Annotated in this window: 10 protein-coding genes; all 10 read left to right on the plus strand. The window is 57.3% G+C overall.

All coding sequences use genetic code 11. The annotated features are described in order from the left end of the window. Positions 1-659: 659 nt before the first annotated feature. Genes ACZ9H3_RS01620 through ACZ9H3_RS01665 form a run of 10 tightly spaced genes read left to right on the plus strand, consistent with a single transcriptional unit; the run spans position 660 to position 14,385 of the window. Positions 660-2,204 (plus strand): BcsE family c-di-GMP-binding protein, encoded by a 1,545-nt coding sequence (locus ACZ9H3_RS01620; protein WP_476219186.1) that lies wholly within the window; start codon positions 660-662, stop codon positions 2,202-2,204. Next, the gene (bcsF, locus tag ACZ9H3_RS01625) at positions 2,201-2,401 is read left to right on the plus strand and encodes a cellulose biosynthesis protein BcsF (RefSeq protein ID WP_330523082.1); all 201 of its coding nucleotides are present in this window, start codon (positions 2,201-2,203) and stop codon (positions 2,399-2,401) included. Before ACZ9H3_RS01620 ends, bcsF begins: the two co-directional genes overlap by 4 nt. Then, entirely contained in the window at positions 2,388-4,016 is a 1,629-nt protein-coding gene (bcsG, locus tag ACZ9H3_RS01630) for a cellulose biosynthesis protein BcsG (protein ID WP_476219189.1), read from the plus strand. Before bcsF ends, bcsG begins: the two co-directional genes overlap by 14 nt. Next, positions 3,986-4,225: a cellulose biosynthesis protein BcsR gene (gene bcsR / locus ACZ9H3_RS01635; RefSeq protein WP_099774209.1), complete on the plus strand. Its 240-nt coding sequence runs from the start codon at positions 3,986-3,988 to the stop codon at positions 4,223-4,225. The genes bcsG and bcsR overlap by 31 nt, the downstream gene beginning before the upstream one ends. After that, complete coding sequence (bcsQ, locus tag ACZ9H3_RS01640) at positions 4,222-4,944, plus strand: cellulose biosynthesis protein BcsQ (protein WP_065760020.1); 723 nt, start codon at positions 4,222-4,224, stop codon at positions 4,942-4,944. The genes bcsR and bcsQ overlap by 4 nt, the downstream gene beginning before the upstream one ends. Next, positions 4,941-7,535 (plus strand): UDP-forming cellulose synthase catalytic subunit, encoded by a 2,595-nt coding sequence (gene bcsA / locus ACZ9H3_RS01645; protein WP_476219192.1) that lies wholly within the window; start codon positions 4,941-4,943, stop codon positions 7,533-7,535. The genes bcsQ and bcsA overlap by 4 nt, the downstream gene beginning before the upstream one ends. Then, positions 7,532-9,832, plus strand: coding sequence for a cellulose biosynthesis cyclic di-GMP-binding regulatory protein BcsB (gene bcsB / locus ACZ9H3_RS01650; RefSeq protein WP_330523085.1), 2,301 nt, complete (start codon positions 7,532-7,534; stop codon positions 9,830-9,832). The genes bcsA and bcsB overlap by 4 nt, the downstream gene beginning before the upstream one ends. A gap of 14 nt (positions 9,833-9,846) precedes the next feature. After that, positions 9,847-10,947, plus strand: a complete 1,101-nt coding sequence (gene bcsZ / locus ACZ9H3_RS01655) for a cellulose synthase complex periplasmic endoglucanase BcsZ (protein ID WP_102053463.1) — start codon at positions 9,847-9,849, stop codon at positions 10,945-10,947. A 53-nt stretch (positions 10,948-11,000) separates the two neighbouring features. After that, positions 11,001-13,577 (plus strand): tetratricopeptide repeat protein, encoded by a 2,577-nt coding sequence (locus ACZ9H3_RS01660; RefSeq protein WP_476219194.1) that lies wholly within the window; start codon positions 11,001-11,003, stop codon positions 13,575-13,577. Continuing rightward, positions 13,480-14,385 carry a cellulose synthase subunit BcsC-related outer membrane protein gene (locus ACZ9H3_RS01665; protein ID WP_476219195.1) on the plus strand — a complete coding sequence of 302 codons (906 nt, stop codon included), beginning with the start codon at positions 13,480-13,482 and terminating at the stop codon, positions 14,383-14,385. The genes ACZ9H3_RS01660 and ACZ9H3_RS01665 overlap by 98 nt, the downstream gene beginning before the upstream one ends. Positions 14,386-14,489: the final 104 nt, after the last annotated feature.

A 14,489-nucleotide genomic window follows, 5' to 3' on the forward strand; every position in this document is an offset into this window, starting at 1 on the left:
CCTGGCGTCCTGCCAGGCGCTGCGCGTAACCGGTGCCTGTCAGCTATTCAGGCGCCGGTAAACGTCGATTTCGCGCTTTTCTCAAGGCCCTGCCGGTAAAGACGCCGGACACTGCCCCAGCCAACCGCCCATTACGTGCTGACAGATGACGATCTGTACTGCTTGTTTGCAGTACGTTGGTCATGCTGAAAGGTCACTGCACTTTAACGTTAATGGTTGAACAGCTTGGTTGGTTAACAGGCATTGGCGAGATATTGATTTGAAATAGTCGTCTGTCTCGTTAATTTCAAGAACGTATACACCGCCTGTGGGTACTTGGGGGTATCAATTAATCTGTCAAGAATGTGACGACATGATGTTGCGCTTTATTGGATCCAATAAAGGTGGTTGATTATCAAGAAGAATGAGATTTATTGCCATCACGGTTGTCGCGGCGGCTGTATACCTCGGGCATAGACTAAGATGTGAGCTCGGCAGTTCATGGGTTGTGTTTAAACATCATGACAATGAGTTGCCGTTGGTCGGGTGCCGTTAAAAGAGAGACCTCCAGAAACTCAGCGCTACTATATTGATATCAGGCTTGGTGTTTCTTTTTACTGAGAAAATGCTTGGTATATAGGGGTTTCTATCCCTTGCGTTTGCAAGGGAGGGGGAATGAAGTGGAGCCGGTCACTCTAGCTATCCGACATCTGCGCGATGAGCAAATGCTGCTGCGGCAAGGGGGGCTTTACTGGCTGTCCATTGACCATGTGAGCGACGCCAAAATATTGGCATTTCAGTTTCTGGAAGGGCTAGGGCACATTCAAGCGGCCACTTTGGTGTGCTTCAACCAGGACCCCCAAGAGGTTGTTGCCCCGTTGGGACGGCACGCAGGCCCCGCCACGTTGAGGCTGTTTGAAGTGCCTGAGGCTTCAATCAGATCGGCGCTCGAATCGTTGAACCATGAATTGAGCCGAGCCGCGGTCAAAAAGGGCAGCCCAATCGTTTTGATGCTGCCTGCAGCCACTTGGCAGGGGTTCGGCAGCCAGAATTTGCAACGCTGGTGTGAGAGCCTGGCAACCTGGTTGGATAGGCACGGCTGCACATTGCTGGTGCTGTGTCATGGCCAGGCTCCGAAGCTTCATGCACATTTGATAAGCCTGAATGAGCGGCTGTCCGGGCTGGCGCGGCTCTATCGTCGTGACGGTGTTACCCGCTATCAACTGAGTTATTGGCACAGTCCGCTGGGCGTTTGCAGTGAGCAGGAGTTTGAGCTGGAGGCACATCCTGAGGGATTCGCGCTGGCTGTGTTCGAGCGTACCAATCCGCAACCCGCACAGAGCGAAGACCAACGGCTCTACCTGGCGCTGCGCTCGGTCCTGGAAGGCATATCACCACTGTCTCATCAGTGGAGGCAGTTCGATAACTATGACGACCTTTTTCTTCAGGCAATCCGGGCAAAAGCCGCAAGCGTCATAGTGGGGGTAACGAACAATCTGCAAGTCGAGGAACTCGCCCAGCGATTGTATGAGTTGCGCGAGCGCTGCGGCATTTCGCTGAAAATCATCGTAAGGGAATTGGCCGCTTGCTTACGCTATCGGGATGAGCGTCTGTTGGTGTCCTGTGGGGCGAATATCATCGTGCCCTATGGGGTTTCGCCAGCCTGTTTTTTCAGTTTGGTTGACAGTGTTCAGGGGCAGGTTTGGCGGCATAGCCTGAATATCAAGTTAAACGAGTTGTTTGAGCGGCTTCGGCCACCGACGGTGTGTGGTGTGGTCTCACCGCACCAATTCATCTCGATACTGGACCCGATCTATGAGCGTGACGCCGGGGAAGTCAGCCATCAATTGTTGAGGTTGCAGCCGCGCAATGACATGGCGGCTGAGCAATACCTCGACCAGATCGATCTACGTCGTCTTGGCGATATTGCATGTGTGCTCGACGGCGTGTTGTACCTGTTTCTGTTTGCGTGCAGGGCCGATGGCGTGGCCAATGCACTGGCGCGGATTTTCCGATTGCCTTGGTACGACCTGTTCAGTGAGTGCCAGTTTTTGTTTGGTATTGAGGGTTTACCACGCAAAGCCTTGTTGGATACAGCGGTTCCCCAGATGAGCGCCCGGCTGGCTTCGGTTGATGCCGATACAGGGGCGGTAGTGGATACGCAGCGCAGTAATACCTACACGCCGCGGCCTATGGTATTGCCCGTCACGGAGTATCGCCCATGAGCACCTCCGATCTACTGCAGGTCATTGCGCTAAGCAGTGTACTGACATTGGCACTGGTGGTTTTTTTCAAGAGTTTCTGGCGTTTGCTTATGGCGTTGTTGCGAGGTTGCATGCGGCCTCGTTACCTGAAGTCAAAAGGCCTGCGTCGTCGCGTGGCGGCCACCACGGTAAAGGGTGAGTCCGATGAGCCAGCTTAAGATCATTCCGTCTCAGCCTGTACGACGCAACACCGGTTTGGGGGTGTGGAACGTTTATTTTCTGATCAAGTTCGTCATGCTCTGGATGGGGTACCTCAACCTGCAGATACTCCCCAACCTGGTCTTTGCCGCTTTTTTGTTGGTGCCTCTGAACAGTCGAAAGCTGGAGATCCTGCGCGCTATGATCGCGCTGCCAGTGGGGGCGATGCTGTTCTATCAGGACACCTGGTTACCACCTTTGGCTAACATATTGAATCACCCGGGGTTGATGACCTTCTCCGCAGCCTATTTTCTTGAACTGGCGGGACGCTTTATCAATTGGAGCCTCTGTGGCTGGTTGCTCCTGGTGATGGTGCTGTACCGCCTTGTGCATCAGTGGTTACGGGTAACAACCTTTACCCTGATCGGTTTGGCCTGGTTGGGTGCTACAAGCTTGCTGGCCTTGCAGGCCCCCTCTGAGCAAGCCGTTGCGATGGTTGCCTCGCCAGGGGTTGCTACCAAGAAAGTAATGGTTGCCGATCCCGACAATGAAACCCTTAACCGCTACTTGCAGGATTTCTATACCACCGAAGCAACACGTCGTGTCGAGTTCAAACCGCCGATTACAGACTCACCGCCGTTCGACCTGCTGTTGATTAACGTGTGTTCGTTGGCCTGGGATGATATCGACACGGTGGGCCTGCGTGACAACCCGCTGTTCCAGCAGATGGATGTGGTATTCGACAACTTCAACTCTGTCACCTCTTACAGTGGGCCGGCAGCCATTCGCTTGTTGCGTGCCAGTTGCGGCCAAGCAAGCCATACCGCCTTGTACAAGACACCGCCAGAGCAGTGTCTGTTGTTCGAAGAGTTGAGCAAGCTGGGTTTTGCCAGTGAAGTGATGCTTAACCACACGGGGGCATTCGAAGGGTTCATTGACAGGGTTCGCACTCAGGGTTCACTCCCGGCGCCTGCCGTTGATATCCATATGCTGAAGAACCCGATAATCAGTTTTGAGGGGCTGCCTATCTGGCGTGATGGCGAGGTCTTGGATAAGTGGTGGCAGCACCGTGAAAGCGAGAGCCAGTCACGTGTGGCGCTTTTTTACAACACCATTACCTTGCATGACGGTAATCGCATGCTCGCCGCCGACGGAAGCTCAAAGAGCGCCGACTATAAAGTGCGTGCACAGATGCTGCTCAGTGACTTGAGCGGCTTCATCAAGCAACTGGAGCAAAGTGGCCGGCGCGTGGTGGTGGTGATTGTTCCTGAGCATGGTGCCGCCCTGCACGGTGACCGGATGCAGATTCCTGGCATGCGCGAAATTCCAAGCCCATCAATCACCCATGTACCCGTCGGTATCAAGCTGGTAGGGATGGGCGCCAGTCCACGCACCGGCCCCTTGCATATCAGTGAACCGAGCAGCTTTCTGGCCCTCTCGGAAATCATCAGCCGTCTTTATGTCGCGCAGGCCCAGCCGCAGGGCCTTGACCTGACTACCTTGCTGACTGGCCTTCCGCAAACACCGGTGGTTTCAGAGAACGCTGGGACCGTAGTGCTTGAGTATGCCGGCCGGCCTTATGTTCGAATCAAGGAGAATGGCGCATGGCTGCCTTACCCGCAGAAACTCAATTGAATTCGAAGGTGTTGTTGCGCTACGAGCATACTACCGACATTGCTCAGCTCAAGGTTTGCCTGCAATTACCTGATCTGGAGTATGTGGATGTTTCCGCTCAGCTTGAACTCAAGGGTGCATTGCAACGTTGGCCGTTGCTGGCGGCTGTCAGCGAGGTAGCGCAGCACGAGGAACGGGTGTTGCCGCTCGAACGCCAGGAGGCGAAATGATTTCCCTGAGCGTACGCGGCGTACGCGGCGGGGTTGGCAACAGCTCGCTGCTGGCTGCCCTTGGCCATGCATTGCACCACCTCGGCCAGTCCGTCTTGTTGGTGGACATGTGTCCTGAGAATCTCCTGGGCTTGCATTTCAACCTGTCAGTTGGCGAGCGCGGTGGTTGGGCGCGTGCGCTGCTCGATGAGCAGAACTGGGAGGATCAGGCCTGGACGCTGCAACCGCAATTGTGCCTGCTGCCTTATGGACAGTTGGATCATCCAGAGCAACAGCAGGTTGAGCATCGTTTGTCTAAGGACCCTGACGTTTGGGCACGACGCCAGGCGGCCTTGGCCAAACATTTTGACTGGATGCTGTTCGACTTGCCTCAGCGTTTGCCCGGGCATGCGGAGGTCGGCAGTTGTGCATTACAGATTCAGGTCGCCGAAGCTGACGCGGCGTGCCACGTGCTGTTGCATCGCGCTGAAGCACTGGATGGCTATTTGTTGGTTAATCGATTCGAGCCCGCCAGTTTGCTTCAACGCGACCTGCTACTGATTTGGCGAAGGCTTTTTGGCGCACGAATGCTGCCATTGGCGGTCCACAATGATGAAGCCATGCGCGAGGCATTGGCGCTCCAGAAGCCGCTTGGGCAACATTCGCCTGCCAGCCTTGCGGCTCAGGATGTGCTCAGCCTTGCCACCTGGTGCCTGGCTCAACGCCAGGAACGACCATGATCACCCGTTGGTTTCCCTACGCTCATCTGCGCCAACGGCATGGTTGCAACCCGTTGGTGGCATTTCTGTTGGCGACAATGAACGCACTGGCCTGGCTGGTGCTGCCGCTTGAGTCGCCCGCCTGGCGAAGCGTACTTGATCAGCCTATGCGCTGGTATCCGCACCTGGCCCGCAAGACGCCGAGCCTGGGTGACCCGTTACGCTACACCATACAAAGCCTCTGGCTGCTACTGATTCGTCCGTTAGGGCGGGCGCCCCGTAAAGCCCGTGAGCCGGGGTTGCTGCAACGCCTGGCCGGGCTCTGCCGGCAGGGATGGGCGCGTGTCGTCGAGGTTCTGGAGCAGTTGCCCGAGCGTGTTGTACAGCGCACGCACCTGCATCAGGGGACACATTGGTGGGGCGGGCTAGGGCGCCCTGTTCGATACCTGCTTGATGGTGTGATTGCCGTGATTGCGCTTGGCTTGGCGCTGCTGTGCATCACCGAACCGTTTGGCCTGCTCAATCAGACGATTTTCGTCATTCTGCTCTGGGGATTGGCCATGCTGATTCGGCGCATCCCGGGACGCCTCCCTACATTGATGCTGATCATGTTGTCGGTCATCGTCTCCTGTCGTTACCTGTGGTGGCGCTACACCGCGACGCTGAACTGGGATAAACCATTCGACCTGGGCTGCGGTGTACTGCTACTGATGGCTGAAACCTACTCGTGGGTAGTGTTGATCCTGGGCTATATCCAGACCAGTTGGCCGCTTGAGCGCAAGCCGGTACAACTGCCCAGCGATGTGCGCTTGTGGCCGACAGTTGACCTGCTGATTCCCACCTACAACGAAGACCTTGCCGTGGTTCGAGGCACCGTTTACGCAGCACTGGGCATCGACTGGCCACGTGACAAACTCAAGATCTATATCCTGGATGATGGCCGGCGCGAGGTGTTTCGACAGTTCGCCGAGGAAGTGGGTGTCGGTTACATCGTTCGTGACGATAATACCCATGCCAAGGCTGGTAATCTCAATAATGCGTTGGGTCATATAAACGGCGAGCTGGTAACGATCTTCGACTGCGATCATTTGCCGGTGCGCTCATTTTTGCAGCTGACCGTGGGGTGGTTCCTGCGTGACCCGAAGCTGGCGTTGGTACAAACCCCGCATCACTTTCTTTCGCCCGATCCATTTGAACGCAACCTGAACCTGTTCCGCCGCAGCCCTAATGAAGGCGAGCTGTTTTATGGGCTGGTCCAGGATGGCAATGACCTGTGGAATGCTGCATTTTTCTGCGGTTCGTGTGCCGTGCTACGGCGCTCTGCACTGGATGAAATTGGCGGTTTTGCCGTGGAGACGGTAACCGAAGATGCCCACACGTCGCTGCGTCTGCATCGTCATGGCTGGAACTCCGCTTACATACGTGTACCGCAAGCGGCCGGCCTGGCCACGGAAAGCCTGTCGGCGCATATTGGCCAGCGTATTCGCTGGGCGAGGGGCATGGCGCAGATTTTCCGCACCGACAACCCGTTGTTCGGGAAAGGCCTGACGCTCCTTCAGCGTATCTGTTACGCCAACGCAATGCTGCACTTTCTGGCCGGTCTGCCACGGTTGATTTTCCTCACTGCGCCACTGGCGTTCCTGCTCCTGCATGCCTACATCATTTATGCACCGGCGTTGATGATCCTGTTGTACGTATTGCCGCACATGGTTCACGCCAGCTTGACCACCTCCAGGATGCAGGGGGCTTATCGTCGGACATTCTGGGGCGAAGTCTACGAAACGGTGTTGTCGTGGTACATCGCCCGCCCGACCACCGTGGCACTGTTCAGCCCCAAGAAGGGCAAATTCAATGTCACGGCCAAGGGTGGCCTGATGGAAAACAATCAGTTTGACTGGCGCATTGCCAAACCGTACCTGATCCTTGCACTGCTCAACCTGGCAGGTCTGGTTTTCGCGGTCTGGCGTTTCATCTATGGCCCGGCAAACGAGTACAGCACGGTACTGATCAGTGGCACCTGGGTGGTCTATAACTTGCTCATTATTGGCGTGGCGGTCGCTGTGGCCGCCGAAGTGCGTCAGGTGCGCAGTACCCATCGGGTCCAGTCGAAACTGCCTGCGGCGGTGCGCCTGGACAGCGGTCATTGCTATCCGGGGATCCTGCATGACTACTCCGATGGCGGGGCATGCATCAACGTCAATGCCGACCTTTCCCTGTCGCCAGGCGCGCGTATCTCGGTGCTGATGCAGCGTGGTGTTCGAGAGTTCCTGTTTCCGGGCACCGTGACGCGTAGCCAGAAAGGCACCATCAGTATCCGTTTTGCCGAGATGTCGGTGCAGCAGAAAATTGACTTCGTGCAGTGCACATTCGCCCGCGCCGATGCCTGGTTGGGCTGGCGCGAGGCGTTCAAACCCGAGCAACCGTTGTACAGCTTTATCGGGATTCTAAAAATGGGTGGGCGCGGCTACAGGCGGCTGTTCAGCTATTTGCCTTCGTGGGCCTCGCGCTTGATCAATCCGGTCTTGCGTGTGTTGCGCTGGCTGGCAAGCTATCTGCCGCGCGTGCCGACCCATTCCCCCAGCACTTCTAGCGAACCGGTGACCACGCAATGAGCCGAACTCTCAGGACATTCTGCTTTACCAGCTTTCTGCTCCCGGCCCTCGGCTTCTGCCTGGCGCAGGCTGAACCTCTGACGCCACAGGCCTCGACACCGAATGAGGTGAGGTCATCACTGAACGGGCTTCCAAGTTGGAGCAAAACGCTCAGCTTCGAAAAGTTGGGGCGAAGTTCCGACAGCTTGTTGCTGGGTATTCACAACAGCGATCAGATTGTGTTCAGCATGCGTCATGACCGGATCGCCAGTGATGTTCGCTTGCAATTGGAGTACACGCCTTCACCGGCGCTGCTACCACTGGTCTCACACCTTCGGGTTTACCTCAATGATGTCCTGATGAGTGTGGTCCCCATCGCGAAAGACCAGCTAGGGCACAAGACAACTCAAGAGCTCATCCTTGATCCACGCCTTGTCAGTGACTTCAACCGGGTGCGCCTGGAGTTCGTCGGGCACTATTCAGAGCTTTGCGAAGATCCCGCAAACAGTGCGTTATGGCTGAACGTCAGCCGTACCAGTCACTTGCTCATCCAGGAGCAGGCGCTATCGCTGCAGAACGACCTGGCCTATTTTCCGATGCCGTTCTTTGATACGCGAGGGCAGGACAAGGCGATGGTAAACATGGTGTTCGCTGAGTCACCCACGTTGGGTGAACAGCGTGCAGCGGGCATACTGGCGTCTTACTTCGGTAGTTTGGCCGGTTGGCGTGGCACACAGTTTCCGGTGTTGTTTGACCAGTTACCGGCGGTGGGCGAGCACAACAGGGCAATGCCCTCGATCGTCTTTGCCAGCAACGAACATCGGCCAAAAATGCTGGCAGACCTGCAAAAGTTCCCGCTGGTCCAGGCGCCATCCATTCAGATAATTGATAATCCCGCTGACGCTTACAGCAAGGTGCTGCTTGTGCTGGGGCGTAACGAAGACGACCTGGTCACTGCCGCGCAGACCCTCGCACTAGGGGGGGGATTGTTGAGTGGTTCGCAGATGACCTTGGACACGGTCCGGGACATACCGCGACGCCAGCCTTATGACGCGCCGAACTGGATGCGCACAGATCGCCCCGTGCGTTTCGCCGAACTGATCAAGTACCCCGAGCAACTGCAAGCCAGTGGCTTGCGGCCGCAGCCGATCAGCCTTGAAATGAAACTCCCGCCGGATCTTTTTTTCTGGCTCAATCGAGGCGTACCACTGGAAACGCGGTATCGCTACACCGTGCCATCAACCAATGATGCATCGCAGCTCAATATCAGCCTGAACAATCAGTTCATCAGCAGTTTGCCGCTGGGTAAGAACAGCGGGGATGTGATCAAAGGCTTGAGCGCGATGGTGCTGTCCAGCGACTCGATCGACGCCAGCCACAAACTGTTGGTGCCGTCGTTAAAAATCGAAGACCGCAACACCCTGCGTTTTGACTTTAACTTTGCCAGTACCTTGAGCAGTGCCCAGAAGGGCCATTGCCAGACGTCCTTGCCGTCGACCAATCAGGTGCTGATCGACCAAGAGTCGACGATTGATCTTTCCGGCTACCATCACTACCTCCGGATGCCGGACCTGGGTGCCTTCGCCCGCAGCGGTTTCCCATTCAGCCGAATGGCCGACCTCTCGGAAACCATGGTGATGGTGCCCGCTCGCAGCGATGCCACGCAGATCAGTACCTTGCTTGAAACCCTCGCATGGATTTCTGCGCAGTCTGGCCTGCCGGCCTTCGGGTTGCGATTGTCAGACGACTGGAAAGCGGTCGCTAGCATCGACGCGGATCTACTGGTGATGAGCCAGATGCCCCAGAACCTGCGCAAGAGCCAAGACCTTACTCAACTGCTCGACCATACGCGATCATCGATTCTGAATGCCTCACGCCAGCAGGTAGGTGGCGCGGGCATTGCGTATGCCGGTGAGTCTGCAGGTGAAGGCATCCCGGCATCTTCGATCGCCAATGCGCCGCTGGCTGCGGTTATCGGGTTGCAGTCGCCATTCAATGCCCAGCGCAGCATTGTTGCCTTCCTGGCCAACAGTGATGAGGACCACCAACTGTTGCGTGATGTGCTCAACGACACTGGAAAACTGGACGCGATGACCGGCTCTGTGGTGTTGATTCGTAGCAGTGGCGTTAGCGGCCAGCAGGTGGGGGACCAATATTTCGTCGGGCATCTGCCATGGTGGATGTTGGTGTGGTACCGACTTTCCGATCAACCTGCCGTACTCGCAGCTGTAACGAGTATGAGCATGCTGTTGGGGGCTTTTCTGCTGTGGCGCGTCCTGCAGTGGGTCGCACGTCGGCGTCTGGCGAACAAACCGTGAGGTTACTCAAGGACATGGGGGCGCTTGCACTGGCGTTGAGCGTTGTGGTGCCGGTCAGCGCCAGCGAATGCCTGTGGCCCGCCTGGGAGGGTTACAAACACGCGCTGTTGAGTCAGGACGGGCGTGTCATTGATCGTTCCTCGAAGCAACAAATTACGACCTCAGAGGGGCAGGGGTATGGGATGTTCTTTGCCCTGCTGGCCAATGATCGGGACAGCTTTGCTCAGTTGTTGCGCTGGACCCAGAACAACCTTGCCGAGGGTGATCTGAGCCGACACTTGCCGGCCTGGAAATGGGGCAAGGATCAGCACGGTCATTGGTCGGTGCTCGATACCAACAATGCCAGTGATGCCGACCTGTGGATCGCTTACAGCCTGCTTGAGGCCGGGCGCCTGTGGGGGCGGGAGGACTATGTGACGCTGGGGCGCAATATGCTCTGGCGCAGCGCCGCGCAAAGCCTGCGTAAACTGCCAGGTCTGGGTTTGATGCTATTACCTGGCGACACAGGTTTCGAGACTGCAGAGGGCTGGCGCCTGAACCCCAGTTACTTGCCGTTGCCGTTGCTCGCCCGGTTTTCCCTGGAGTCGCCGATTTGGGCTGAGCTGGCAGACAACACACGACGGATGTTGCTTGAGGGAACGCCCAAGGGCTTTGCCCCTGACTGGCTTCTCTGGCGCGAGGGGCAGGGCTGGAAGGTGGATGCTGTTAAAGGCAGTGAGGGTAGTTACGATGCGATCCGGGTGTACTTGTGGCTCGGTATGCTGGCGCCGGATGCCCCCGGACGAACCGATTTGCTCAAGCACTTCCTGCCGATGGTCGAGGTAAGCACTCGTGACGGCTTCCCTCCAGCGTCTGTCGACAGTGCAACCGGAGCTCACACCGGTATTGGCCCTGTTGGCTTTTCGGCAGCGCTGTTACCCTTGCTGGCCAGTGATCCGACGTCCGTCGCGGCGTTGCAGGCGCAGCGTCAGCGCCTGCATCAGGAGCCGCCTCAGGCCAATGCTTATTACAACCAGTCGCTGACAATGTTTGGTCAGGGGTGGGATGACCGTCGTTATCGATTCAACAAGGAGGGCCGGCTTGTGCCGAGCTGGGTTGATTCATGCAAAGAATAAGAACGTGGGGACTGTTGTTTAGCTGTCTATCGAGTGCAGCGCTGGCCCAACCAATGAGTAGCAATGATCAGCAGCAGTGGTTATTGGAGCAAGTCCGTATTGGCGAGGCGTCTTACCGTGAAGACCTGGTGCGTGACTCCTTGGCACGTCTGGAGTTGATCGCGCCCAACGACCCTGAAGTGCTGCTGGCCAAGGTGCGTCAGGCGTTGCAGCAAAAAAATCCAGCGCTGGCAGAGGCGCGCGTGGCGCAGTTACGCAGCCAGGCGCCAGGTTCCCCGCAACTGCAGCATGCTGAGGACCTGCTGATGCTGCAAACGCCGGAAGGGCAGAAGCGCTTGCAGGAAGCACGCTTGCTGGCGGCGGCGGGGCGCGCTGAAGAGTCGGCCAAACTCTATGAGCAACTGTTCGACAAGGGCCCGCCCGATTTCATTACAACCATGGAATTCTGGAGTGTTCGCAGCAATATCCCAGCCCAGCGCGATATGGCTATTGAGCACTTGTATGAACTGGATCAGCAGTACCCAGGCAATGTCGAATTGCAAAAGCTGATGGGCAGGCTGCTGACTGCGCAAAAACGTGATGCGGAACGCGAGTACAAAGCGCTGTTGGATATGCCGATGGGCAGTGAAAGTGCGCAGGCCTGGCAAGGCTTCATCGAGCACTACCGTCATTTGCCGATCAAGGAAGATGCCCGAAACCAACTGCAGCGCCAGCAGCAACTGCTGGGCGATCCTGCCTGGCGTGCCGGTATAACCGGCAAGAAGCTGGTTGATGAGGGGAAAAACGCCAATGCCGAAGCGGACTTGCGTCGTGCCTTGATCAAGTATCCCGAGGACCCCAGCCTGCATGGGGCCCTGGGTATTGCCCTGATGCGTCAGAAGAAGTACGAAGGCGCATATGACGCATTTTCCAGTGCGTTGAGCAAAGAGCAGGATTCCCGTTGGATCAGCAAGTGGGCCGATCTCAAGACAGCCAACTATCAATGGATGCTGTTACAGAAAGGGGATGCCGCATTAGAGCGAAAGGAGTACAGCGCCGCTCAGGGCTTTTACCAACGTGCCCATGATGCCAAGCCCGGCGATGCCGATGCCCTGGTCGGGCTGGCTGCTGTCGCCCGTGCGCAACAGCGTGATACGCAAGCTGAAACGCTGCTGCTCAAGGCACGTAAACTTGAGCCTGGCAATGGCAGTGTCGTGCGTGCACTGGTGAGGCTTTACCAATCACAATCGCCGGGCAAGGCAGAAGCCTTTCTCGACAGCCTGTCGCCGTCCGAGCAGCGAGAGTTTGCCGCCTTGCGCGATAGCTTGGCGCTGGATCGGCTCAAGGCGCAGGCCGATGCGGCGGCTCAGCGTGCCGACTGGGCACAGGTGGCTGCTTCATTGAGCAAGGCCAGGGTATTGGCGCCAGACGATCCGTGGTTGACCTATCGTTTGGCCAACAGTCAGCGTGAGTTGGGGCAACGCGCAGCTGCCGATGACAGTTTCCGTCAATTGTTGCAGCGCAAGGGGCAGGACAGCGAAACCCGCTACGCCCATGCCCTCTACCTGGCCAGTGATTCGCGCGATGCCGAGGCTCAGGATTCGCTCTCGAAAATACCCGTATCGGCATGGACCGATAACATGCACGAACTGGCCAACCGGTTGCGTCGTCGCCAGCTGCAAGCCCAGGTCTCGGCGCTGCGTGAGCGCGGTCAGGAAGATCAGGCTGAGGCATTGTTGCTGCGTTCAGCCACGGTCGACGACTACGCGACGCTGGCTGACTGGTCATTGCAGCGGGGCGAGTATGCCAAGGCTCAACGTTACTATCGGACTGTTCTGGAGAAGGAACCACAGAACGCCGACGCCCAGCTGGGGATGATCGAAACCCTGATTGCCAGCGGCCAAAAAGCATCGGCGCGTCAAGCGCTGCAATCACTCAAGCCTTCCCAGGACGTGAGTCACGATCCGGCGTATCAGCGTCGGCTGGCCAATGCCTGGGCTGCGGTGGGCGAGCGTGAAAAGGCCAATGCGGTGTTCGCCCAGTTGATGAAGACACCACAGACCGACCCCGTGATATACCGCGATGCGGCTCGTTCGATAGCCAAGGATAACCCTCAGCAGGCGTTGGACTATTACGCACGGGGCATGGCGGCTGCTGGCATGCTGACACCCGAACAAGCCGTACCGCGGGATGATCGAGCCCTGACCCTGGCGAGCCGTGAGCAAGACGGCGATGATTGGTTGGCAAGCAGCTTGCGCAGTGATGTCGACAAGCTGTACCAACAGACGAGCCCGACGATCACCCTTTACCACGACTACCTCTGGCGTACCGACAACTCAGCGTCAGGTATCTCCGATCTGGTGACCCAGACCAGCATCGTGCGGGTTGATACGCCGCTGCTTGAAGGACACGGCTTCCTGCAGGCGGAAAACATTGACCTGAATGCCGACAGCTTCAAGACCAACGCCGATGGCCGTACCACGACGGACTTCGGCACCTGTTCGGTACAGTTGCGTAGACAGAGTACGGAGAGCCGTGTTGCCCAAGGGGTGCGTGAACGAATCGCAAAGTGTCAGTGGCCCTGCCATGGCACTGGGCTGGAACAACGCTCAATGGTCTTTCGACCTTGGCCGTACGCCGGACACGTTTGAAATTCCCAATTGGCTGGGGGGCGTCAGCTACGGCAGTGATTGGCACACACTCGGCTGGCGGCTGACCGCCTCGCGGCGGCCCGTTTCCAACTCCGTGGTGTCGTATTCCGGCGCTGTCGACCCTAATACCGGGATTCGTTGGGGTGGCGTTACGTCCAATGGGTTGACCCTGAGCCTGAGCCACGACCAGGGAGGGGTTGACGGTATATGGGCCAGCCTTGGCAGCTACTGGCTGCGTGGTAAAAACGTCGAGAACAACCAGAAGCGCTCGGCGATGGCGGGTTACTATTACCGGCTGATCGATCGTGCCGATGAGCGCCTGCGTACCGGGTTGACCCTGATGTACTGGGGTTACGATAACAATCAGGACGAATACACCCTGGGTAACGGTGGGTACTACAGCCCGCAGAAGTACTACTCAGTGAGCGTTCCGCTGAACTATAACTGGCGTAACAGCGACTGGTCGGTGCGTCTTGAAAGCTCGGTTGGCTGGTCTCACGCCAATACTGATGCCATCTCCAGTTCCAAGCTTCAGAGCTTGATAAGAAACGCAGGTTATGAAGTGCTGGATGGCAGCAGCCTGACGTCGAGCTCGGGTAGCAGCAGCGGCGCCAGCATCCGCCTCCAGGGCTTGTTCGAGCGTCGACTCACGGATCACATGGTCCTCGGGTCGGGCATCACCTGGCAGCACAGCGACGCTTACGCGCCCAGTACGGTCGTTCTCTACCTGCGGTACAGCTTCGATGTCTGGCAAGGCAACCTGCCGCTTCCGATAGAGCCGGTGACACCTTACGCTGACTTCCTTTAGTCCTTGCGCTAACAGCCTCCTACCCTGGTGATCTGCGACTTTAGTCGCAGATCATTCGTCTGTATTTTTAAACGCTTCTAGCCTGCTGGTTTGTGTCAGGTCAC

Source organism: Pseudomonas sp. TE3910, from assembly GCF_056279025.1.

Bases quoted from the DNA above. Each gene is read 5' to 3' on its own strand.
- bcsF (WP_330523082.1), top strand. From the start codon at position 2,201: ATGAGCACCTCCGATCTACTGCAGGTCATTGCGCTAAGCAGTGTACTG.
- bcsG (WP_476219189.1), top strand. From the start codon at position 2,388: ATGAGCCAGCTTAAGATCATTCCGTCTCAGCCTGTACGACGCAACACC.
- bcsR (WP_099774209.1), top strand. From the start codon at position 3,986: ATGGCTGCCTTACCCGCAGAAACTCAATTGAATTCGAAGGTGTTGTTG.
- bcsQ (WP_065760020.1), top strand. From the start codon at position 4,222: ATGATTTCCCTGAGCGTACGCGGCGTACGCGGCGGGGTTGGCAACAGC.
- bcsA (WP_476219192.1), top strand. From the start codon at position 4,941: ATGATCACCCGTTGGTTTCCCTACGCTCATCTGCGCCAACGGCATGGT.
- bcsB (WP_330523085.1), top strand. From the start codon at position 7,532: ATGAGCCGAACTCTCAGGACATTCTGCTTTACCAGCTTTCTGCTCCCG.
- bcsZ (WP_102053463.1), top strand. From the start codon at position 9,847: ATGGGGGCGCTTGCACTGGCGTTGAGCGTTGTGGTGCCGGTCAGCGCC.
- ACZ9H3_RS01660 (WP_476219194.1), top strand. From the start codon at position 11,001: ATGAGTAGCAATGATCAGCAGCAGTGGTTATTGGAGCAAGTCCGTATT.